Annotated in this window: 20 protein-coding genes; 11 read left to right on the forward strand and 9 right to left on the reverse strand. The window is 75.3% G+C overall.

What is annotated here, in order from left to right; translation table 11 throughout:
* Positions 1 to 92 precede the first annotated feature (92 nt).
* Complete coding sequence (locus ABD158_RS00215) at positions 93 to 1,124, reverse strand: 5'-3' exonuclease (RefSeq protein ID WP_344002008.1); 1,032 nt, start codon at positions 1,122 to 1,124, stop codon at positions 93 to 95.
* A 312-nt stretch (positions 1,125 to 1,436) separates the two neighbouring features.
* On the opposite strand from ABD158_RS00215, the gene glgX reads away from it, so the two are divergent.
* The 6 genes from glgX (at position 1,437) to ABD158_RS00245 (ending at position 10,268) form a co-directional block, all read left to right on the forward strand.
* Positions 1,437 to 3,641: a glycogen debranching protein GlgX gene (gene glgX / locus ABD158_RS00220; RefSeq protein ID WP_344003705.1), complete on the forward strand. Its 2,205-nt coding sequence runs from the start codon at positions 1,437 to 1,439 to the stop codon at positions 3,639 to 3,641.
* A 7-nt stretch (positions 3,642 to 3,648) separates the two neighbouring features.
* Positions 3,649 to 6,096 carry a malto-oligosyltrehalose synthase gene (gene treY, locus ABD158_RS00225; RefSeq protein WP_344002011.1) on the forward strand — a complete coding sequence of 816 codons (2,448 nt, stop codon included), beginning with the start codon at positions 3,649 to 3,651 and terminating at the stop codon, positions 6,094 to 6,096.
* Entirely contained in the window at positions 6,093 to 7,880 is a 1,788-nt protein-coding gene (gene treZ / locus ABD158_RS00230; RefSeq protein WP_344002014.1) for a malto-oligosyltrehalose trehalohydrolase, read from the forward strand. The genes treY and treZ overlap by 4 nt, the downstream gene beginning before the upstream one ends.
* Before the next feature lie 84 nt (positions 7,881 to 7,964).
* Positions 7,965 to 8,258: a hypothetical protein gene (locus tag ABD158_RS00235; RefSeq protein ID WP_344002016.1), complete on the forward strand. Its 294-nt coding sequence runs from the start codon at positions 7,965 to 7,967 to the stop codon at positions 8,256 to 8,258.
* A 5-nt stretch (positions 8,259 to 8,263) separates the two neighbouring features.
* Positions 8,264 to 9,754 carry a putative T7SS-secreted protein gene (locus ABD158_RS00240; RefSeq protein WP_344003707.1) on the forward strand — a complete coding sequence of 497 codons (1,491 nt, stop codon included), beginning with the start codon at positions 8,264 to 8,266 and terminating at the stop codon, positions 9,752 to 9,754.
* A 13-nt stretch (positions 9,755 to 9,767) separates the two neighbouring features.
* Positions 9,768 to 10,268: a hypothetical protein gene (locus tag ABD158_RS00245; protein ID WP_344002019.1), complete on the forward strand. Its 501-nt coding sequence runs from the start codon at positions 9,768 to 9,770 to the stop codon at positions 10,266 to 10,268.
* Positions 10,269 to 10,308: 40 nt separating this feature from the next.
* Here ABD158_RS00245 and ABD158_RS00250 read toward each other — a convergent pair whose 3' ends face one another.
* Positions 10,309 to 10,866, reverse strand: a complete 558-nt coding sequence (locus tag ABD158_RS00250; RefSeq protein WP_344002022.1) for a hypothetical protein — start codon at positions 10,864 to 10,866, stop codon at positions 10,309 to 10,311.
* Positions 10,867 to 10,889: 23 nt separating this feature from the next.
* On the opposite strand from ABD158_RS00250, the gene ABD158_RS00255 reads away from it, so the two are divergent.
* Positions 10,890 to 11,780, forward strand: a complete 891-nt coding sequence (locus ABD158_RS00255) for a M15 family metallopeptidase (RefSeq protein WP_344002024.1) — start codon at positions 10,890 to 10,892, stop codon at positions 11,778 to 11,780.
* Positions 11,781 to 11,820: 40 nt separating this feature from the next.
* On the opposite strand, the gene ABD158_RS00260 is transcribed toward ABD158_RS00255, so the two are convergent.
* On the reverse strand, positions 11,821 to 12,243 hold the full coding sequence (locus ABD158_RS00260; protein WP_344002027.1) for a LapA family protein: 423 nt from the start codon (positions 12,241 to 12,243) through the stop codon (positions 11,821 to 11,823).
* A 112-nt stretch (positions 12,244 to 12,355) separates the two neighbouring features.
* On the opposite strand from ABD158_RS00260, the gene ABD158_RS00265 reads away from it, so the two are divergent.
* The 4 genes from ABD158_RS00265 to ABD158_RS00280 all read left to right on the forward strand — a co-directional run bounded on the left by ABD158_RS00265 (position 12,356) and on the right by ABD158_RS00280 (position 17,703).
* Positions 12,356 to 14,152, forward strand: coding sequence for an ABC transporter transmembrane domain-containing protein (locus tag ABD158_RS00265; protein WP_344002030.1), 1,797 nt, complete (start codon positions 12,356 to 12,358; stop codon positions 14,150 to 14,152).
* Positions 14,149 to 15,897, forward strand: coding sequence for an ABC transporter ATP-binding protein (locus tag ABD158_RS00270; RefSeq protein ID WP_344002033.1), 1,749 nt, complete (start codon positions 14,149 to 14,151; stop codon positions 15,895 to 15,897). Before ABD158_RS00265 ends, ABD158_RS00270 begins: the two co-directional genes overlap by 4 nt.
* Positions 15,898 to 16,249: 352 nt before the next feature.
* Positions 16,250 to 17,158 carry an NAD(P)H-binding protein gene (locus tag ABD158_RS00275; RefSeq protein WP_344002036.1) on the forward strand — a complete coding sequence of 303 codons (909 nt, stop codon included), beginning with the start codon at positions 16,250 to 16,252 and terminating at the stop codon, positions 17,156 to 17,158.
* Positions 17,159 to 17,211: 53 nt separating this feature from the next.
* On the forward strand, positions 17,212 to 17,703 hold the full coding sequence (locus tag ABD158_RS00280) for a PaaI family thioesterase (RefSeq protein WP_344002039.1): 492 nt from the start codon (positions 17,212 to 17,214) through the stop codon (positions 17,701 to 17,703).
* Here the strand turns inward: ABD158_RS00280 and ABD158_RS00285 are convergent.
* Genes ABD158_RS00285 through ABD158_RS00310 form a run of 6 tightly spaced genes read right to left on the reverse strand, consistent with a single transcriptional unit; the run spans position 17,651 to position 21,289 of the window.
* Entirely contained in the window at positions 17,651 to 18,361 is a 711-nt protein-coding gene (locus ABD158_RS00285; RefSeq protein WP_344002042.1) for a CPBP family intramembrane glutamic endopeptidase, read from the reverse strand. The genes ABD158_RS00280 and ABD158_RS00285 overlap by 53 nt on opposite strands.
* The gene (locus tag ABD158_RS00290) at positions 18,358 to 19,056 is read right to left on the reverse strand and encodes an NAD-dependent deacylase (RefSeq protein ID WP_344002045.1); all 699 of its coding nucleotides are present in this window, start codon (positions 19,054 to 19,056) and stop codon (positions 18,358 to 18,360) included. The genes ABD158_RS00285 and ABD158_RS00290 overlap by 4 nt, the downstream gene beginning before the upstream one ends.
* Positions 19,053 to 19,715 (reverse strand): class I SAM-dependent methyltransferase, encoded by a 663-nt coding sequence (locus ABD158_RS00295; protein WP_344002048.1) that lies wholly within the window; start codon positions 19,713 to 19,715, stop codon positions 19,053 to 19,055. The genes ABD158_RS00290 and ABD158_RS00295 overlap by 4 nt, the downstream gene beginning before the upstream one ends.
* Positions 19,716 to 19,719: 4 nt before the next feature.
* Positions 19,720 to 20,247 (reverse strand): DUF4333 domain-containing protein, encoded by a 528-nt coding sequence (locus tag ABD158_RS00300; protein WP_344002051.1) that lies wholly within the window; start codon positions 20,245 to 20,247, stop codon positions 19,720 to 19,722.
* Positions 20,248 to 20,288: 41 nt separating this feature from the next.
* Positions 20,289 to 20,624 (reverse strand): DUF4333 domain-containing protein, encoded by a 336-nt coding sequence (locus ABD158_RS00305; RefSeq protein WP_344002054.1) that lies wholly within the window; start codon positions 20,622 to 20,624, stop codon positions 20,289 to 20,291.
* A 50-nt stretch (positions 20,625 to 20,674) separates the two neighbouring features.
* A complete protein-coding gene (locus tag ABD158_RS00310; protein WP_425573127.1) occupies positions 20,675 to 21,289 on the reverse strand; it encodes an ACT domain-containing protein in 615 nt (204 codons plus the stop codon).
* Between the last annotated feature and the right edge of the window lie 9 nt (positions 21,290 to 21,298).

Below are 21,298 nucleotides of genomic sequence, written 5' to 3' on the forward strand. Positions count from 1 at the left end.
GGCCCGGGTGCGCACGAAAACGGCGCCGAGTCGGCCCGGGTGCGCACAAGATCGGCGCCGAGTCGGCCCGGGTGCGCAGGTGGCGGGTCGGGTCAGGCCCCTCGTGAGGCCGGCGTCGTCCCGCACAGCACCCGGACGGCGAGGTCGGTCGTCGTCGTGACCCCGAGGTGGCCGGCCACGCGGGCCACCGCGTCCTCGGCCAGCGGCAGCGCGCCCGTCGAGCGTCGTACGTCGGGGGTGAGGCCGAGGTCGAGGTCGTCGCGCCCCGCCATCATCGAGCGGTTGAACTCGAACTGCTCCCGCGCCCCGTCGGCGACCAGCCGGCGCAGCACGCCCGCGCCGACCCGTCGGCCGTTGCGCTCGACGGCGAGCGAGTCGAGCGCCGCGACGAGGGTCGCGCCGCCGGCGTGCTCGACGTCCGCCCACACCGCCTGCATCGACCCCGCCGCCTCCAGCAGCAGCGCGGCCGCCTTCTCGCCGATGCCGGAGACCCCCGGCAGGTTGTCGCTGGCGTCGCCGCGCAGGGCCGCGTAGTCGAGGTAGTGGCCCGCCGGCACGCCGTACATGGTGAAGAGCTTGGCGGGGTCCAGGAGCGGGGAGGCGTGGATGCCGCCGTTGATGAGCCGCAGCACCTTCGTCGACTCCGAGATGTGGGCGAAGGCGTCACGGTCGGAGGTCACCACGACGCACTCCCAGCCCTCGCGGCGCGCCCACGTCGCGGCGGACGCGGTGACGTCGTCGGCCTCGAGGCCCGCCGGGGTGACGGTGTGCAGCCCCATCGCGTCGAGCATCGCCGCGGCGCGGTCGATCTGCTCGACCAGCTCGGGGTGCTTCTCGGCCCGGCCCGCCTTGTAGGCGCCGAACCGGTCCGCCCGCTCCGACGCGCGACGGTCGTCGAAGCCGAGCACCACCCGGTCGGGCGCGAACCGCTCCACCGCGTCCAGCACCTGCCGGAGCATCCCGTGCAGCGCCCACGCCGGGCGCCCGCCCCGGTCGCGCAGGTCCGAGGCGACCCGCGCGTGGTGCGCCCGGTGCAGCAGCGACGGCGCGTCGACCGCCAGCAGCAGCGGTGGCGGCGTGTCCCGGTCAGGGCCGGCGGCAGGGTCGGTCACGGGGGTCGTCATGGGGGTCGTCATGGGCTCGCACCGAGCCTAGGTCGCCACCCGACCGGCGGCGAGCCCGGTGGCGACGTGCGCATCCGGGCCGACTCGACGCCCCGACCGTGCGCATCCGGGCCGACTCGACGCCCCAACCGTGCGCATCCGGGCCGACTCGACGCCCCGACCGTGCGCATCCGGGCCGACTCGGCGCGACGGCGCGTCCACCGGGTGACGAGGGCAGGAACTGTTCGCCACGATGAGCGGGTACTACCCCTCGACCGCTAGTTTGATCGTTCAAAAGCCGGACGCCGGCCCGACTCGTAGGAGACGCACGTGGTGGAGAGCTGGCCGGGAGAGCCCTACCCGCTGGGGGCGACGTTCGACGGGAGCGGCACCAACTTCGCGCTGTTCAGCGAGGTGGCCGAGCGGGTCGAGCTGTGCCTGTTCGAGGTGTCGCCCGACGGCGAGCGCACCGAGACCCGCGTCGAGCTGACCGAGGTCGACGCCTACGTCTGGCACTGCTACCTGCCGACCGTGCAGCCGGGCCAGCGCTACGGCTACCGCGTCCACGGCCCCTGGGACCCCGCCAACGGGCTGCGCTGCAACCCCACCAAGCTGCTGCTGGACCCCTACGCCAAGGCCACGTACGCCGAGATCGACTGGGACCCGTCGCTGTTCGGCTACGACTTCGACGACCCCGACTCGCGCAACGACGAGGACTCCGGTCCCCACATGACGCTCGGCGTCGTCATCAACCCGTTCTTCGACTGGGAGGGCGACCGCGCCCCGCGCGTCCCCCTCAACGAGACGGTCATCTACGAGGCCCACGTCAAGGGCATGACGATCCAGCACCCCGAGGTGCCCGACGAGCAGAAGGGCACGTACGCCGGGCTGGCCCACCCCGCGGTCACCGACCACCTCCGGAAGCTCGGGGTGACGGCGATCGAGCTGATGCCGGTCCACCAGTTCGTGCAGGACAACACCCTGCTCGAGAAGGGCCTGCGCAACTACTGGGGCTACAACACCCTCGGCTTCTTCGCGCCGCACGCCGACTACGCCGCCACCGGCGACGCCGGCCACCAGGTGCAGGAGTTCAAGGCCCTGGTCAAGGCGATGCACACCGCGGGCATCGAGGTCATCCTCGACGTGGTCTACAACCACACCGCGGAGGGCAACCACCTCGGTCCGACCCTGAGCTTCAAGGGCATCGACAACCCGGCGTACTACCGCCTGGTCGAGGACGACCCGCAGTACTACATGGACTACACGGGCACGGGGAACTCCCTCAACGTGCGCCAGCCCCACTCGCTGCAGCTGATCATGGACTCGCTGCGCTACTGGGTCACCGAGATGCACGTCGACGGCTTCCGCTTCGACCTCGCCAGCGCCCTCGCGCGCGAGTTCTACGACGTGGACCGGCTCGCGACGTTCTTCGAGCTCGTGCAGCAGGACCCGGTCGTGAGCCAGGTCAAGCTCATCGCCGAGCCCTGGGACGTCGGCCCCGGCGGCTACCAGGTCGGCGGGTTCCCGCCCCAGTGGGCGGAGTGGAACGGCGCCTACCGCGACACCGTGCGCGACTTCTGGCGCGGCGAGCCCAGCCTGGGCGAGTTCGCCAGCCGCCTCGCCGGCTCCAGCGACTTCTACGAGCACTCCGGGCGCCGCCCGGTGGCGAGCATCAACTTCGTCACCGCCCACGACGGCTTCACGATGCGCGACCTCGTGTCCTACGTCGAGAAGCACAACGACGCCAACGGCGAGGACAACAACGACGGCGAGAGCCACAACCGCTCGCAGAACTTCGGCGTCGAGGGTCCCACCGACGACGCCGAGGTGCTGGCCCGGCGGGCCCGCGCGCAGCGCAACTTCCTCGCCACCCTGCTGCTCAGCCAGGGCGTGCCGATGATCCTGCACGGCGACGAGATGGGCCGGACCCAGGGCGGCAACAACAACACCTACGCCCAGGACTCCGAGATCGCGTGGATGGACTGGGAGGACGTCGACGGCCCCCTGGTCGAGTTCACCGCCGCCGTCACCAAGCTGCGCCACGACCACCCGACGTTCCGCCGCAAGCGGTTCTTCACCGGTGACGAGGTGCGCGTGCCGACCGGCGACGAGGGCGACCGCCTCAACGACATCGTCTGGCTGCACCTCGACGGGCGCCCGATGGAGGACGAGGACTGGCACGGCGAGGACCCCGCGCAGGCGCTGGGCATGTACCTGAACGGCCACGGCATCGCCGGCAAGGACGCCCGCGGCGGCACCATCACCGACGACCACTTCCTGCTGTACTTCAACGCCGACGGCGACGCCGAGATCGTCCTGCCGCCGGCCGAGTACGCCGACGGCTGGGACGTCGTGATCGACACCGCCGGCGACGCCACCGGCTCGACCGGGCTCGAGCCCGGCTCGACGCTGCCCATGTCCTCCTCCAGCCTGATGGTGCTGCGGGAGACCCAGCCCCCCGCGCCCGAGGTGGACCACTCCGTCGCCGCGTCCATCGCGGCCTACAACGACCGGGCGCAGCCCGTCAGCGAGGGATGATCGCGAGATGAGCACGGCCCCCACGTCGAGGTCGGGCGCGGCCGGCCGCGTGCCTGTCAGCACCTACCGGCTCCAGGTCACCGAGGCGTTCGACCTCACCGAGGCGACGCGGACCCTGACCTACCTGCACGACCTCGGCGTCGACTGGGTCTACCTGTCGCCGCTGCTGGCCGCGGAGCCGGGCTCCGACCACGGGTACGACGTGGTGGACCACCACCGCGTCGACGCCTCCCGCGGCGGGCTGCCCGGCCTGACCCGGCTCGCGGCCGAGGCGCGCCGCCTCGGCCTGGGCGTGCTGGTCGACATCGTCCCCAACCACGTCGGCGTGGCCACCCCGGCCGCCAACGACTGGTGGTGGGACCTGCTCACCCACGGACCGTCCTCGACGTACGCCGACGCGTTCGACGTGGACTGGACCGGCGGCGGGGACGACGAGGCCTCACGGGGGCGCCTCGTCGTCCCCGTCCTCGGCGACGACGACGTCGACGACTGGGGCGGGGCGCTGCGCCTCGAGGACGGCGAGATCCGCTACCACGACCACCGCTTCCCGGTGGCGCCCGGCACGCTCGTGGCCGGCGACGTCGAGGCCACCCACGCCGCGCAGCACTACCGCCTCGCCCTGTGGCGCGAGGCCGACCACGGGCTGAACTACCGCCGCTTCTTCGCGGTCAACACGCTGGCCGGGATCCGGGTCGAGGAGCGTCGCTGGTTCGACGCCTCCCACGAGCAGATCGGGCGCTGGTTCGCGGGCGAGGGGCGCGAGCCGCTCGTCGACGGCCTGCGGGTCGACCACCCGGACGGCCTGCGCGACCCCGAGGGCTACCTCGCGGACCTCGCCGCGCTCACCGGCGACGCCTACGTGCTCGTCGAGAAGATCCTCGAGGGCGTCGGGCCCGGCTCCGAGGAGCTGCCGGAGTCCTGGGCCACCGCCGGCACCACCGGCTACGACGCGATGGCGCTGGTCGACCGGCTGCTCGTCGACCCGGCCGGCGAGGAGCCGCTGACCGCCCTCGAGGCACGCCTCGCCGCGCGCCCCCACGACTGGGCGGCCATGGTCCACGGCACGAAGCGCACCGTCGCCGACACCATCCTCGGCTCCGAGGTCCGCCGGATCGTGCGCGAGCTGCGCGCCCACGGGGTCGGCGGGCACACCGACGAGGCCCTCGTCGACGCGGTCGCCGAGCTGCTCGCCTGCTTCGGCACCTACCGCTCCTACCTGCCCCACGGCGCCGAGCACCTCGCCGACGCGCACGCGGCCGCGCTGCGCCACCGGCCCGACCTCGACGACGTGCTCGAGACCGCGGTCGCGGTGCTCGGCGACGCCGACGCCCCGCCCGCGCTGCGCTTCCAGCAGACGAGCGGCATGGTGATGGCCAAGGGCGTCGAGGACTGCGCGTTCTACCGCACCTCGCGGCTCACCTCGCTGTGCGAGGTCGGCGGCGACCCGTCGGTGTGGTCCCTCACCACGGGCGACTTCCACGCCGTCATGGCCCGCCGCCTGCACGCCTGGCCCCACGCGATGGTCGCGGGGTCCACCCACGACACCAAGCGCGGCGAGGACGTGCGGGCCCGGATCTCGGTGCTCGCGGAGGTGCCGGCGACCTGGGAGCGGGCCCTGGACCGCCTGCTCGACCTGGTCCCCGTCCCCGACCCGTCGTTCGGCTCCCTGCTGTGGCAGGCGGTCCTCGGCGCGTGGCCGGGATCGCAGGACCCGGACACCCGGGAGCAGTACCGCGACCGCCTCCACGCCTACGCCGAGAAGGCGATGCGCGAGGCCGGCGACCGCACGCAGTGGACCGACGTCGACGCCGAGTACGAGGCCGCCGTCCACGCCTGCGTCGACGCGGCCTTCGACGACCGGCGGGTGCGCGCCGTCCTCGACGAGCTCCTCGAGGTCGTCGTCACCCCCGGCCAGTCCAACGCCCTCGCGGCCAAGCTGGTCTCGCTGACGATGCCCGGCGTCCCCGACGTCTACCAGGGCTCCGAGCTGTGGGAGCAGAGCCTCGTCGACCCCGACAACCGCCGGCCGGTCGACTACGCCGTGCGCCGCTCCGTGCTGGACGCGGTCGTTGCCGGCGTCCGGCCTCCGTGGGTGGGCGGTCGCGACGACTCCGGGGCCGCCAAGCTGCACCTCGTGCACGCCGCGCTGCACGCCCGCCGCGAGCACCCCGGGCTGTTCACCGCCTACGAGCCGCTGCTCGCCGAGGGTGACGCCGCCGACCACGTGGTCGCCTTCGACCGCGGTGGCGCCGTCACCGTGGCCACCCGGCTGCCCGTGGGCCTCGCCGAGCGCGGCGGCTGGGGCGACACCGTGCTGCGGCTGCCCGCCGGCGGCGTCACCGACGCGCTGACCGGACGGCGCTGGGACGGCGCGGTCCGCCTCGACGAACTGCTCGCGGCCTACCCCGTCGCGCTGCTGCTCCCCACCGACCACGCCGGGGAGGAGACCCGATGAGCCGCTTCGACGTCTGGGCCCCCGCGGCCGCCGCGGTCGACCTCGTCGTCGGCGACGACGCCGTGGCCCTCCGCCCCCGCGACGGCGGCTGGTGGACCCCCGACGGCCCCGACGGCGCGCCGGACCCGCGGGTGCCCGAGACCGGCGAGGTCGACTACGGCTACCGACTCGACGGCGCCGACACCGTGCTGCCCGACCCCCGCTCGCGGCGCCAGCCCGACGGCGTCCACGGCCGCTCGCGCACCGTCGAGCTCGACCCGGACGCCTGGACGGACGGCGCGTGGACCGGCCGCCAGCTCGCCGGGTCGGTGGTCTACGAGCTGCACGTCGGCACCTTCACCCCCGAGGGCACCCTCGACGCCGCCCTCGGCCGGCTCGACCACCTCCGCTCCATCGGCGTCGACCTCGTCGAGCTGATGCCCGTCAACTCCTTCGACGGCACCCACAACTGGGGCTACGACGGGGTCGGCTGGTTCGCCGTCGACGAGACGTACGGCGGGCCCGCGGCGTACCAGCGCTTCGTCGACGGCTGCCACGCGGCCGGCCTCGGCGTGGTCCAGGACGTCGTCTACAACCACCTCGGCCCCTCGGGCAACTACCTCCCGGCGTACGGGCCCTACCTCACGGAGGGCCGCACCACCTGGGGCGACGCGGTCAACCTCGACGCCGAGGGCTCGGGCGAGGTCCGCCGCTACGTGCTCGACAACGTCGCGATGTGGCTGCGCGACTACCACGTCGACGGACTGCGGCTCGACGCCGTGCACGCGCTGGTCGACTCCTCGCCGGTGCACCTGCTGGAGGAGATGGCGGTCGAGGTCGCCGCCCTGTCCGCGCACCAGCGCCGTCCGCTGACGCTGATCGCCGAGTCCGACCTCAACGACACCCGCATGGTCACCCCCCGTGAGGGCGGCGGCCGCGGCCTCGACGCGCAGTGGAGCGACGACTACCACCACGCCGTCCACGTCGCGCTGACCGGCGAGACCTCCGGCTACTACGCCGACTTCGAGCCGCTCTCGGCGCTGGCGAAGGTCTGCGAGCGCGGCTTCTTCCACGACGGCACCTACAGCTCCTTCCGCGAGGCCGACCACGGCCGGCCCGTCGACGTCGAGCACCTGCCGACCTGGCGGCTGGTGGTGGCCAACCAGAACCACGACCAGGTCGGCAACCGTGCCCGCGGCGACCGGCTCTCGGACCCCGCGCCCGGCCACCTCGACGACGACCGGCTCGCCCTCGCGGCGATGCTGACGCTCCTGGGGCCCTTCACCCCGATGCTCTGGCAGGGCGAGGAGTGGGCGGCGTCGACGCCGTTCGCGTTCTTCACCTCCCACACGGACCCCGAGATCGCCGAGGCCACCCGCCACGGCCGGATCGAGGAGTTCGCCAGGATGGGCTGGGACCCCGACACGGTCCCGGACCCGCAGGACCCGGCCACCTTCACGGCGAGCAAGCTCGACTGGTCCGAGGCCGAGGGCGGCCGTCACGCCGTCCTGCTCGCGCTCTACCGCCGACTCGCCGAGGTGCGCCGGTCGGTGCCGGCACTGACCGACCCCTCGTTCACCGCGGTGCGCGCGACGGCCGACGAGCGGACCCGCGTGTTCACCCTGGCGCGCCGCGACACGCTGCTGGTCGCCAACCTCGGGCACGAGCCCGCGACGCACCCGCTGCCCGCCGGAGGGTGGGACGTGCTGGTCACCACCCCGACCGCGCCCGGCGTCGCGGGGTCGGTCGTCGACCTCCCCGCGGGCACCGGCCTGCTCCTGCGCCGCACACCCGGGTCGGACTGAGTCGGGCGGAGGAGGTTTCCGCGCCGACCTGGCGGGTAGACGTGCTGGTGACCACCTCCGCGACACCCGAGGAGACCTCCGCCCATGACCGTCAGAGTCGGTGAGCAGCTCGACACCGCAGCCGGACAGATCGAGGACGCCGTCGCCGGGTCGCGCACCCGCACGATGAACCTCGCCGCCGCCACGGCCGAGGTCTTCGGCCACCCGACCCTGGCCTCCTGGGTCGACGCCGGCAAGCGGGGCGTGGAGTCGGCGATGCACGAGCTGGCGGCGGAGGCGACCACCAAGGCCGGCAGCCTGCGCGACACGCGCGTCGACTTCACCACGCAGGACACCGCGTCCGGGGCCGGGTTCGTCGGCCTGAGCGGGGCGGTGTGAGCGCGATGGAGGTCAAGGAGCTCGGCGAGACCGAGGACCCCACGCAGCTGGTGCCCGGTGAGCCCGGCCAGGTCCGCACCGCCGCCACGGCGTTCGGCGACGAGGGCCGCCACATGAACGCCGTCCACGACACGCTCGCGGGCGTGAGCGTGCCGCAGTGGGAGGGCCTCGCCGCCGACGCCTTCGACGCGACCTACCGCAGCTCGGTGCGGCCCTGGGCCGACATCGCCGACGACCTGCTCGAGGTCGAGACCAAGCTCGGCGACCACGCCGGAGTGCTGTCCTCCGCGCAGGACAAGGCCCGGCGCGCCATCGCCAAGTGGCGCGAGGGCGAGCAGGCCACCCAGCAGGCGCTGACCGCGCACAACGACGCGGTCGCCACCTACAACGCCGCCCTCGACCGGCCCGTCCCGACCATCGGCGGCGCCGGCCCGGCGTCCCTGCCGCCGCGGCCCGGCATCTTCCTCGACCCGGGCGTGGCGCTGCGGCAGGAGGCGCAGGAGCTGCTCGCCGAGGCCCGCGAGGACGTCGTCACCTCCGCGGAGACCGCCGGCGAGAGCGTCGGACGGCTGCCCGGGGCGATGACCGGCCCCGGCGGCGAGGACGACGAGGGCGGCTTCGGCGACACCACGACCACCGTCTCGGAGAACGAGGCCGACCCGACGTGGTCGTGGGAGGGCGGCTGGGGCGACGGTGCCGCGCAGAACACCGACACCGACGGCGACGGCGTCACCGACGACGTCGACCCCGACCTCGACGGCGACGGGCTCACCGACGTCGACGACTCCGACGTGCAGTCCGACGCGACCGAGCCCGGCGAGGACGACGACGGCCTCGGCGTCAGCGTCGACCTCGGCTCGGTCGAGGCCGGCGACTCCGTGTACGGCGCGGAGGGCAGCGTCACCGACCAGTACGGGCCGGTCACGGCCAACGCGCAGGGCGGCGTCCACGGCATCGGCTACGAGGCCGAGGCCGGCATGACGCTCGGCGAGGACGGCCTGCAGGCCAACGCGGGGGCCGCCGGCTACCTGGCGCAGGCGGAGGGCTCCGCGAGCCTGGCCGCCGGCCCGGTGGAGATCGGCGTCGAGGGCAACGCCATGGTCGGCGTCGAGGCCGGCGTCGACGCGGGCATCGGTCCCGACGGCGTCCACGCGGGCGGCGAGGCGTTCGTGGGTGCCCGCGGCGAGATCGGCGCCTCCGGCGAGGTCGGCGGCGTCGGTGTCGCCGGCACGGCCGAGGGCTGGGTCGGCGCCGGCGTGGAGGCCGACGTCAACGTCGGCATGAACGAGGACGGGTCGTTCACGATCGGCGGCTCGTTCGGCGCGGCGCTGGGCATCGGCGGCAGCCTCAGTGGTGAGATCACGATCGACCCGGGCGAGGTGGTCGACACCGTGCAGGACATCGGCGACGGCATCGGCGACGGCGTGGACGCCATCGGCGACGGACTCAGCGACGCGGGCGACGCCATGGGCGACGCCCTCGGCAGCATCTTCTGAGAAGGAGCACGACATGGACGACTTCCCCGTCCCGATCCGCTTCGACCTGCCCGCCCCGCAGTGGCGTGCGGTGCCGCCCGACTTCGGGGGGATCCGCAACGCGCTGTTCGTGGCGCTGCGCGACGACACCGAGGGCGACTACACCCCGGTGCTGTCCTTCAGCGGCGGCTGGCGCACCGACGACGCGACGATGGAGCAGATCGCCGACGAGTGCGTGATGCGGCTGCGCGAGGAGACCGGCGACGCCCGGCTCATGGACCGTCGCGCCGCCGGCACCGCGCAGTCCCCCGGCTACAGCCAGATCATCCAGTCGGTCGCGCAGATCGACGGCACCGAGTACGTCCTCGCCCGGCTGCAGGCCGTGCTCGGCCTGGTCGACCCCGAGCAGCCCCGGCGCCGCGCCGTCCTGGTCGTGAGCCTGACGAGCACCGGGGAGCAGGCGAAGGTCCTCGCGCCCGAGTTCGAGGCGCTCGTCAAGAGCCTGCGCGTCGACGAGTCGCGCCGGGCGGGCTGACCGACCCGGCCCGACCCGGCCCGACCCGGCCCGACCCGGCTCAGCCGAGGTTGCCGGTGAGGGCCAGGACCAGGGCCCACAGCCCGCCCAGCGCGGTGCCGACGGCGGCGAAGACCGCGACGTACAGCGCGATCTTCGCGCGGGTGTTCATCGTGCGCCTCAGGCCCATGCGCTGGGCCACGGTGTTGATCAGCTCGTTGCCCTCGCGGGAGTCGAAGGAGTAGTCGACGACGTTGGTGAAGCGGCCGGAGTCGTCGAAGGCCCACACCTTCTGCTTGCTGACCTGCACCGCCGTGCCGCCGGAGAACTCGGCGGCGAACTTCAGCGTCGGCCGGGGCACCCCGCCGCCGACGTCCGCGCCCGCCTGCCAGCGCACCTCGGCGGCCTTGTCGGTCACCGAGTAGGTGCCGCCGTCCTTGACCTTCACGTCCCAGCGCCACGTCTTCTTCAGCCCGTTGCGGTGGAACAGCGACCACCACCGCGCGTCCACCACGTCGATGTGCATCGAGAACCCCTCCGGGGTCTCGTCGACCACGGTGTAGGGCTGGTCCGCGATCGCGGTGCGGACCTCGGCGGCGAGCTGGGCAGCTGTCGTCATGGGCCGGAGCCTAGCCTCGGGGCGTGTCCCGGGCCCGCCACCTCTGCGCCGCCGTCGCCGTCGCGTCGGCCCTGCTGACGACCGCCTGCGGCGCCGGCGCGCCGACCGCGGACCCGGCCCCGAGCGCGTCCCCCGCGGCGTCCTCGTCGCCCGAGCCGACCACCGGGCCGTCCAGCGAGCCGTCCACCGAGCCCCGGCCCGCGCCCGGCAGCGTGCCGCCTCCGTGGCTCGGCACGCGGGTGCTGCCGGAGGGCCCGGACGGGTTCGGGGAGGTCCGCCCGACGCCGCCGGCGCTGCGGACGCGGGCGTTCACGCTGCCCGACACGATCGCTCCGCTGCCCGGACCCGGCTTCGCGAGCCGCGTGGTCGACCCCGTGCCCGCCCGGGTGCTGGAGCGGTCCACCTGGGAGCCCGGCTGCCCCGTGGCCGCCGACGACCTCGCCTGGGTGCGGGTGACCTTCGTCGGGTTCGACGACGCCCGCCACACCGGCGAGCTGCTCGTCGCCTCGGTGTGGGCCGACGACCTGGTCGGGGTCTTCCGGACGCTGTGGCGGGCCCGGTTCCCGCTCGAGGAGCTGCGGATCACCCGCGCCGACGAGCTCCACGTCCCGCCGACCGGCGACGGCAACGGCTCGGGCGCGTTCGTGTGCCGCGCCGTCACCGGCGGCACGTCGTACTCCGAGCACGCCTACGGCCGGGCGATCGACCTCAACCCGTTCCAGAACCCCTACCGGCGCGGCGACGTCGTCGTGCCCGAGCTCGCCTCCGCGTACCTCGACCGCTCCCGCGACGCCCCCGGCATGATCCGCCCCGACGGCGTCGTGGTCCGCGCCTTCGCCGCCATCGGCTGGCGGTGGGGCGGCGACTACACCTCGCTGGAGGACTACCAGCACTTCTCCTCGACCGGCGGCTGAGCCGCGTCCCGCCGGCCGGGGTCCGCCGTCCCGGCGGGACTCAGCGGTCGAGCTTGCGCACCCGGCGGCGCAGCTGCCAGATCCGCAGGGTGCCGGCGATGCCGGCGACGAGCAGGCCCGCGGCGAAGGCGATGAGCAGGGCGACCGCGAGGGGCGACTGGGCGGTGGCGCCGAAGTAGCTGACGTCGACGTCCTGGGTGTTCTGCAGGATGAAGACCGCGAGCAGCACCAGGACGACGACCATCAGCAGCAGGCCGACCCACAGGTGGCTGGTGCGGGTGCCCGACAGCGCCTCCTTGGCCGGGGCGCGGCGGTCGGCGGGCTCGCCCGCGCCGCTCCGCTCGTCGTACGACGGGTCCGCGGCGCCGGACGACGCGGGCGCCGGCGGGGGCGGCGGGGTGCCGGCGGGGCCGGTCGTGGGCGGGGTGGGGTCGCCGGCGGGGGCCGGGTCGTACTGGCTCATGGGCCCTCCTCGGGGTGCACTCCGACCCTAGTGGTCGCGACGGGGGCCCGGGGCCGTCCGGCGCGCGGGCACGAGACGGTTAGGGTGACCTAACACGAGACGAGGAGGCCAGGTGTCGCAGCCCGGGACGACGGCGGGCGGGACGCCCGGGGGCCGGTACGGCCGCACCCGACCCGCGCCGCCCCTTCCCCCGCCGGGCCCGCGTCCGACCACCGGCGACGCCCTGGTCCGCCGAACGCTCGCCCGCCAGTGGCGCCGTGTCCTCGGCGCCGCCACGCTGGCGAGCAGCTGGCAGGTCTGCGAGGCGATGGTGCCGGTGCTGATCGGCGTCGTCGTCGACCGCGCGGTCGCCACCGGCGACGTGGGCGCGGTGGTGGGGTGGGCGCTGGCGCTGTGCCTGCTGTTCGTGGTGCTGAGCTTCTCCTACCGGTTCGGCGCGTTCGTCGCGTTCCGCGCGATGCAGGAGGAGACCCACCGGGTCCGCGGCGAGATCTCCGCCCACGTCCTCGACGAGCGGGGCGCCCGCACCGGTCGCCTGCCCGGGGAGGTGCTCGCGCTCGCGACCGGCGACGCGGAGGCCGTCGCCACGGTCGTGCGCCAGCTCGTGTTCACCGCGGCCGGGGTGGTGGGGCTCGTGGCGAGCGCCGTGGTGCTGGTGCGCATCGACCCGCTGATCGCGCTCGTGGTGCTGCTGGGCGTGCCGGCCGTCCTGGCGGTCACCCAGCTGCTGGCGCCGCGCCTGGCCCGCCGCAGCGCCGCCGCGCAGGCCGCGGTCGCCGACACCACCGGGGTCGCGACCGACCTGGTCCGCGGCGTCCGGCCGCTGCGCGGCATCCGCGCGGAGGACGTCGTGCTCGGCCGCTACCGCCGCTCCAGCCGCGCCGCCGCCGACGCCGGCGTGGCGGCGGCCCGCTCCGAGGGCCTCGTGTACGGCGTCGCGACCGGCCTGTCGGGGCTGTTCCTCGCCGGCGTCGCGCTGCTGGCGGGCGCCCGCGCGCTCGACGGGCAGCTGAGCATCGGCGAGCTCGTGGCCGTCGTCGGCCTGGCCCAGTTCTTCGCGGAGCCGGTGCAGCTGCTGACCCGGCTGGTCGCCGAGCTGGCGCGCGCCCGTGCCTCGGCGGGTCGCGTCGTCGACCTGCTCGCGACCCCTCCGCTCGTGACCGGGGGCCTCCTCGACCCGCCGGGGACGGGCGCCCCGGAGGTCGTCCTCGACGACGTCAGCGTCGCGACCCTGCGCGGCGTCACCCTGCGCGCCGCCCCCGGGGCCCTGACCGCCGTCGTCACCGAGGACCCCGCGGACGCCGCGGCCCTCGGCGCCCTCCTGCGCGGGGAGACCCCGCCGGCCGCCGGCGCGCTCCGCCTCGACGGGACGCCGCTGGCCGACCTCACCCTGGTCGGGCGCCGCGAGCGGCTGCTGCTGGTGCCCCACCACGTCGACCTGCTCGAGGGCACGCTGCGCAGCAACGTCGACCCGCAGGGCCGGCTCGGCGCCGACGAGCTGGGCGCGGTGCTGGCCGCCTCCGCCGCCGACGACGTCGTCGACCTCGACCCCGCCGGCCTCGACCAGCCCGTCGCCGCCGACGGCACCACCCTGTCGGGCGGCCAGCGCCAGCGCCTGGCCCTCGCCCGCGCGCTCGCCGCCGACGCCCCCGGCCTGGTGCTGCACGACCCCACCACCGCCGTCGACGCCGTCACCGAGCACCGCATCGCCGAGGGCCTCGTCGCGCTGCGCCACCCCCGCACCCCCGGCCCCACGGGGCCGCGCACCACGCTGGTCCTGACCTCCAGCCCGGCCCTGCTCGCGCGCGCCGACCTCGTCGTGCACCTGCGCGGCGGCGAGGTCGCGGCCACCGGCACCCACGCCGACCTGCTCGACGACCCGGCGTACGCCGCGGCGGTGCTGCGGTGAGCGGGCCCCGGCCCGGCGCGCTGCCGACCTCGACGGGCGCCGAGGCGGCGCGCACGGCGCGGCGGCTCCTCGGCGGGCACCGGCGCGCGCTGGCCGTGAGCGCCGCGGCGTTCACCGTCGCGGGGCTGGCGGGCCTGGTGGCGCCGCTCGTGCTGGGCCGGATCGTGGACCTGGCCGAGTCCGGCGGCACCACCTCGTCGCTGGTCGTGGCGGCGGCGCTGATCGCGGTCGCCGCGGTCGTGGGGGCCGTGGCCACCACGGTCGCGGTGACCTGGCTGGCCCGGGCCGGCGAGCCCGCGCTGGCCGAGCTGCGCGAGGAGGTGCTGGACCGCGCCCTGCACCTCGACGCCGGCCGGCTCGAGGAGGCCGGCGCCGGGGACCTGCTGTCGCGGGTGGGCGACGACGTCCGCCTGGTGCAGGAGTCGCTGCGCGACGCCGTGCCGACCCTGATGACCTCGGTGGTCGCGATCGTCTTCACCGGCGCGGGGCTCTTCGCGCTGGACTGGCGCCTGGGCCTGGCCGGCCTCGGCGCGGTCCCGGCGTACGTGTGGGCGCTGCGGTGGTACCTGCCGCAGTCCGGCCCCCGCTACCGCGCCGAGCGCGAGGCCAACGGCGAGCGGGCCGAGGCGCTCGTGGTCGGCGTCCACGCCAGCGGCACGCTGCGCGCCCACGGCCTCGCCGCGGACCACCAGCGCCGCGTCGAGGCGGCCTCCTGGCGCGCGGCGTCGGTGGGGATCGACGTTGTCGGGCTGTTCACCCGCTTCGGCAACCGCACCAACCGCGCCGAGCTTGTCGGGCTGCTGCTGGTGCTCGTGGTCGGCTTCCTCGGGGTGCGGGCCGACGCGGTGACGGTCGGCGAGGTGACCGCGGCGGCGCTGCTCTTCCACCGGCTGTTCAACCCGGTGGGCGCCGTGGTCTTCCTCTTCGACGAGGTGCAGTCCGCCGGGGCCTCGCTGACCCGGCTCGTCGGGCTCGCCGAGATGCCCCGCCCGGCGGCCCCGGCGCCCCGGGCGGTGGCGGACGCGTCGCTGCGCCTGCGGGGGGTCGGCCACAGTTACCGCGAGGGCCGCCCGGTCCTCGTCGCGGTCGACGCGGACGTCGCCCCCGGCGAGCGGGTCGCCGTCGTCGGCGCGACCGGCGCCGGCAAGACCACCCTGGCCGCCATCGCCGCCGGTCACCTGCGACCCACCACCGGCACCGTCGAGCTCGGCGGCGTGCCCCTCGACGCCGCCCAGGCCGATGGTCGGCTGCCGGTCGCCGTGGTGACGCAGGAGGTCCACACGTACGCCGGGACCGTCCGCGACAACCTCACCCTCGCCGCCCCCGACGCCGACGACGCCCGCCTCGTCGCCGTGCTCGACGCGGTCGGGGCCCGCGGCTGGGTCGAGGCGCTGCCCGACGGCCTCGACACCGTCGTCGGGGACGGCGCCCACCCCCTGACCCCCGCCCAGGCCCAGCACCTCGCCCTGGCCCGGGTCCCCCTCGCCGACCCGCTCGTCGTCGTCCTCGACGAGGCCACCGCCGAGGCCGGCTCCGCCGGGGCCCGCGACCTCGAGCGCGCCGCGGCGTACGCCACCCGGGGCCGCACCACCCTCACCGTCGCCCACCGCCTCACCCAGGCCGCCGCCGCCGACCGCGTCTGGGTCATGGCCGACGGCCGGGTCGTCGAGTCCGGCACCCACGCCGACCTCGTCGCCGCCGGCGGCACCTACGCCGACCTCTGGGCCGCCTGGTCCCGCCGCTGATCCCGCCGCTGTCCCGCCGCGGTCCCGCCGCGGTCCCGCCGCGGTCCCGCCGTACGGCCCGCGCCGGATAGTCCCTGACGTACGGACCACCCCGGGGCCGCCGTACGGCCCGCGCCGGATAGTCCCTGACGTACGGACCACCCCGGGGCCGCCGTACGGCCCGCGCCGGATAGTCCCTGACGTACGGACCACGGATCGGGCGGTTTCGCGGTCAGAACGTCAGGGACTATCCCGCCGCCCCGGTCCACCCCGGTCCACCCCGGTCCACCCGAGCCGGCCGAGCCGCCCCTCCCGCGCCACCTCCGACGGCCCGGCGGGCATGGAGCGGGCCACGGACGGGCACACTGGGGACATGGCGGACTCACGGAACGTGCTGGTGGCCGGGGCGTCCGGGTTCGTGGGGCGGCGCCTCGTGCCGGCCCTGGTCGAGAAGGGCCACGAGGTGCGAGCGATGACCCGCCACCCCGAGACGTACGACGGGGCGGGCACGCCCGTGCGCGGCGACGTGTCGGAGCCCGACAGCCTGACCGAGCCGCTGGCCGGCGTGGACGTCGCCTACTACCTGGTGCACTCGCTGGACGCCAAGGACTTCGAGAAGAAGGACGCCGAGGCCGCGCGGACCTTCGGGCGGCTCGCGAAGGAGGCCGGCGTCGAGCAGATCGTCTACCTCGGCGGCCTCGGCACCGACGAGCAGGACCTCTCGCCCCACCTGCGGTCGCGCCGCGAGGTCGAGCGGCTCCTCGGCGAGGGCGGGGTGCCGGTCACGGTGCTGCGGGCCGCGATCATCGTCGGCCACGAGGGCATCTCCTGGGAGATCACCCGCCAGCTCGTCGACAAGCTCCCCGCGATGATCGCGCCGCGCTGGGTCAAGACCCGCACGCAGCCCATCTCGCTGGAGGACGTGGTGCGCTACCTCGTCGGCGTGGGCGGCAACCCCGACGCCGTGGGCCGCGTCTTCGAGATCGGCGGCCCCGACCAGATCGACTACCTCGACATGCTCCGCATCGCCTCGCGCGTCATCAAGGGCCACGCCCCGCCGATCGTGCCGGTCCCGATCCTCTCGCCGCGGCTGTCGTCGTACTGGCTCAGCCTGGTCACCGACGTCGACACCATGACCGCCCGCAACCTCGTCGACTCGATGGACACCGAGGTGCTGGTCACCGACGACTCCGTCCACGACGTCGTGCCGGGCGAGCCGATGTCCTACGAGGACGCGGTGCGCGTCGCCATCGACGACCGCCGCAAGGCCGGCCTGGACTGAGGTCCGGCGGGCCGCGTCACCGCCCGTTCACGTCGGGCCGCTACCCAGGCGGGATGAAGACCCGTCCCGAGCCGCCCTCCGGCCCCGCCCTGCTGCGACGGGCCCGGCTGGCCGTCGGCCTGCCGCTGCCCACCGCGCTCGGCGTCGCCCTGCTCGACGACGCCGACCCGGCGGCCGGCGCCGTCCTCGCGGTCTCCGGACTGGTCGACGGCGGAGCGGGGGCCGCCCACGCCGGAGCGCTCGCCGTGCTCCTCGAGGCCGCCGGCTACCTGGCGGTGGCGCCCTCGCTGCGCGCCGACGAGCACGCCGTGACCCACAGCAGCGCCACGACCCTCGTGCGGGCCGCGGGGGTCGGGGAGACGGTCGTCGCCCGCGGCGCGCTGGACCGGCGCACGCGCCGGCTGGCGTTCGTCACGGTCACCGCGACCGTCGGGGAGGACGTCGTGGCGCGGGCCGCCCTGGTGAAGTCCGTCGTCGCCCGGCCGCCTGACCTCACATCGGGAACAGCAGCGGCAGCGCGTAGAGCATCGAGGCCGACCACGTGACGTGGGTGATCATCGGCGCGAGGATGCCGCCGGTGACGCGGCGCTGCTGGCCGCAGACGAGGCCGATGACGATCGCGGCGAAGGCGAGCATCACGTTGCCGGTCAGCAGCGTCGCGAACGCGTAGACGACCGTCGTGATCAGCACCTTGCGCCCGCGCACCGCGTCGTAGAGGGCGCCGCGGAAGAACAGCTCCTCGGCGAGCCCGTTGACCACGGTGATGAACAGCAGCAGCGGCCCGGTGCCGGCGTCCGCGAAGGCGAGCACCGCCGTCACCGCGTCGTAGAGGAACGGGATCTCGCGCACGATCAGGCCGCCGACGACGAACACGCCGGCCAGGCCGAGCCCGATGGCCAGGGGCCACAGCAGCGGCCGCGGGCCGATGAAGCGGTCCCGGGGTCCGGCGTCGGGGCGCGTCTCGTCCGGGTGACGCGCCGGACCGGCGAGCCGCAGCGTGGCCCAGCCCTGCCGGCCGAGGTGCACGGGACCGGCGGCGAAGGCACCGATCGTCCAGACCAGGGCCAGCGCGAGCGTGACCAGGTAGAAGTTGGTGCCACCGGGCTCGAAGCGCAGCAGCGAGCCCAGCAGGACCGCCCCGATGACGGCGAACACCGCGGTGATCATCTGCTGGCGACGGGCGCTGCGGGTCGTCGTGCTCATGCGCGTACCTCCGAGAGGACCTCGTCGACCCAGGCGGGCACCAGCTGCGAGGCGGGGCCGTGGCGGGCGTCGGCGAAGTGGTGGGTGCCCTCGGAGGGCACGAGGTTGAGCTCGACGGTCCCCGCGCCGTGCGCCCGCGCGTACTGCACGAAGCCGGCGGCCGGGTAGACGGCGCCGGAGGTGCCGATCGAGCAGAACACCTCGGCGCGCTCGAGCGCGGCCTGGATCCGGTCCATGCCCAGCGGGACCTCGCCGAACCAGACGACGTCGGGGCGCAGGGCCGCGACCCCGCAGAGCGCGCACGGGCCCGCGGTGATCATCGGCCCCTCCCACGGGCAGCGGGCCCCGCACTCCGCGCACAGCGCCGACAGCAGCCGCCCGTGCATGTGGAGGACGGCGGTGGAGCCGCCCCGCTCGTGGAGGTCGTCGATGTTCTGGGTCACGAGCAGCAGGTCGGGGCCGAGGGCGCGCTCGAGCTCGGCGAGAGCGACGTGCGCCGGGTTGGGCTCGACGCCCGCCAGCGCGGCGCGGCGCGCGTCGTAGAAGCGGTGGACGGTCCCGGGGTCGGCGTCGAAGGCCTGCGGGGTCGCGACGTCCTCGACGCGGTGGCCCTCCCACAGACCGTCGGCGTCGCGGAAGGTGGGCACGCCGCTCTCCGCGGAGATCCCGGCGCCGGTCAGGACGACGACCCTCACGCCGCCTCCCGGGTGTGGACGGCGACCACGTAGCCCTCCGGGGCGACGGAGGCGCCGAGCCGGGTGGCGAGGTCCCAGCCGGCGAAGCGCTCCGCGAGCGTCAGGCCCGCGGCGGCGCAGGCGGCGTCCCAGTCCGCCAGCGGCGTCACCGGGCAGCCCTCGGGCAGGTGCTCGTCGTCGAGGCCGAACCCGGCGACCAGGAGCCCGCCCGGGACCACCGCGTCGCCGCACGCCGCGGCCAGCGCATCCAGCGAGCCCTCGTCGGCCAGGGGGACGACGTTGCCGGCGAGGAGGACCACGTCGACGCCGGTACCCAGCCCGGCGGCGTCCATGGCGCGTCCCAGCGCTGCGGCGTCGGCCAGGTCGACGTGGTCCCAGGCGAGCGCCGGGGCCTCGGCGCGGGCGACGGCGAGCATGTCGGCGTCGGCGTCGACCCCGGCCACGTCGTACCCCAGCTCCGCCAGCCGCACGGCGACCCGCCCGGTGCCGCAGCCGGCGTCGAGGACCCGCGCGGGCGGGGGCCGCAGCGCGGCCAGGAAGTCGGCCTCGCCGTGCACGGAGCCGCCCTCGCGAGCGATCGCGGAGAAGCGCTCGGCGTACGCCGCGGCGTACCCGGGACCGTTCTCGGCCCGGGCCACCGCGCGCCACCGCTCGCTCACGACGTCAGCCGTTCGACTCGGGGAGCACCTCGAAGGAGAAGTTCACCTGGGCGCCCTCGACCGAGGTCACCTCGACCTCGGTGTCGAGCTCGGTGCCGTCGGGCGCGGTCAGCACGCAGGTGAGCGTGGTGCCGACCTCGCCGCGCAGGTCCTCCGGGCAGGTCACGCCCTCGGGCTCCTCGCCCACCTGGTCGGCGACGCCGGAGGCGATCTGGTCGGCCAGGTCGTCGGCGGCGACCCGCGGCACGCGCAGCTCCTCGGGCACGGTGATGTCGAAGTCGGCCGTGTCGCCGTCGACGCCGGTGACCTCGACCGGCACGTCGTAGTCGGTGTCGTCGACCGTCACGGTGCAGGTGGTGGTCGCACCCTCCTCCGCGTCGAGGGGGTCGGGGCAGTCGGTGGCGTCGGGCGGTGCGCCTGCGCTGTCCTCGATGGCCGTCGCGACCTGGTCGGTGACGTCCTCGGAGTCGACGGTCGAGCCGCAGCCCGCCAGCACCCCGCCGAGCAGCAGGGTCCCGCCGAAGAGGGCCAAGCGGGTCCCGCGAGGCCGCCGGACGGTGCTCACGGCGCCCATCAGGAGGTCGGCTCGGTGGCGACCTCGAAGTTGAAGTTCACCTGCTCGCCCTCGACGGAGGTGACGTCGACGGCGACGTCGAACTCGGAGCCGTCGGTCGCGGTGAGCACGCAGGTGGTCGTCGCGCCCTCCTCGCCCTCGAGGTCGTCGGGGCAGGTGACGCCCTCGGGGGCCTCGCCGGTCTGCTCGGTGACCTCGTTGGTGATCTGCTCCTCGAGCGTGCCGGCGTCGACGGTGCCGGCGCCGCAGGAGGTCAGCAGCCCGAGGGCCGCGAGGCCACCCGCGAGGGTGACGGCCAGCCTGAGGGGCGACGAGACAGATCGGCGTACGGTCATGGGTCCTCCGTCGTGGGGCCGGGCCGGCGCCCGGCTGCGGTCAGTGTGCCTCACCCGCGGTTGATGGTGACCGCGAGCCCGACCAGGTGACCCAGGCGGGCCAGCTCGGAGTCGAGGAAGTCCGGACCGCCGCGCCGCCCGATCAGCACGGCCTGCTGGTCGTCGACCGGGGCACCGCAGCGGATGTCGACGTCGCCCTCGGCCTCCTCCAGGCGCTCGGCGCGGGTCAGGCCCGGCCAGGGCAGCTCGTCGGGGGCCGCGCCGGTGGCGTGGAGGACCCGGGCGCGGCCCGTGTCGCCGTCGGGGCGGATCCGGGCGGCCCAGTCGGCCCGGAAGGTCATCGGCAGCACGTCGACGAGCCGGTCCAGCGCGGCCGGCGGGTCGGCGGTGAGCTCCTCGACGGCCTCCAGGTCGAGGAACAGGTTGCCGCCCGCGGCGTACCGGCTGATCCAGATCACCTGCACCCCGTCGAGGGTGTTGCAGGCCGAGACGATGGAGTCCGGCATGTGGCCCGGCGCCATCTCGAGGAGCACGTCGTCGACCGCGTAGCCGTCGTCGCGGTGCTCGACGATCTCGATCGCGTCGATGTCGCCGCCGGCCTCACCGATCGCCGTCGCGACGCGGCCCAGCGACCCGGGCACGTCGGGCAGCTCCACGCGGAGCAGGAACGGCAT

This window comes from Nocardioides lentus (assembly GCF_039529515.1).
GTDB lineage: Bacteria > Actinomycetota > Actinomycetes > Propionibacteriales > Nocardioidaceae > Nocardioides > Nocardioides lentus.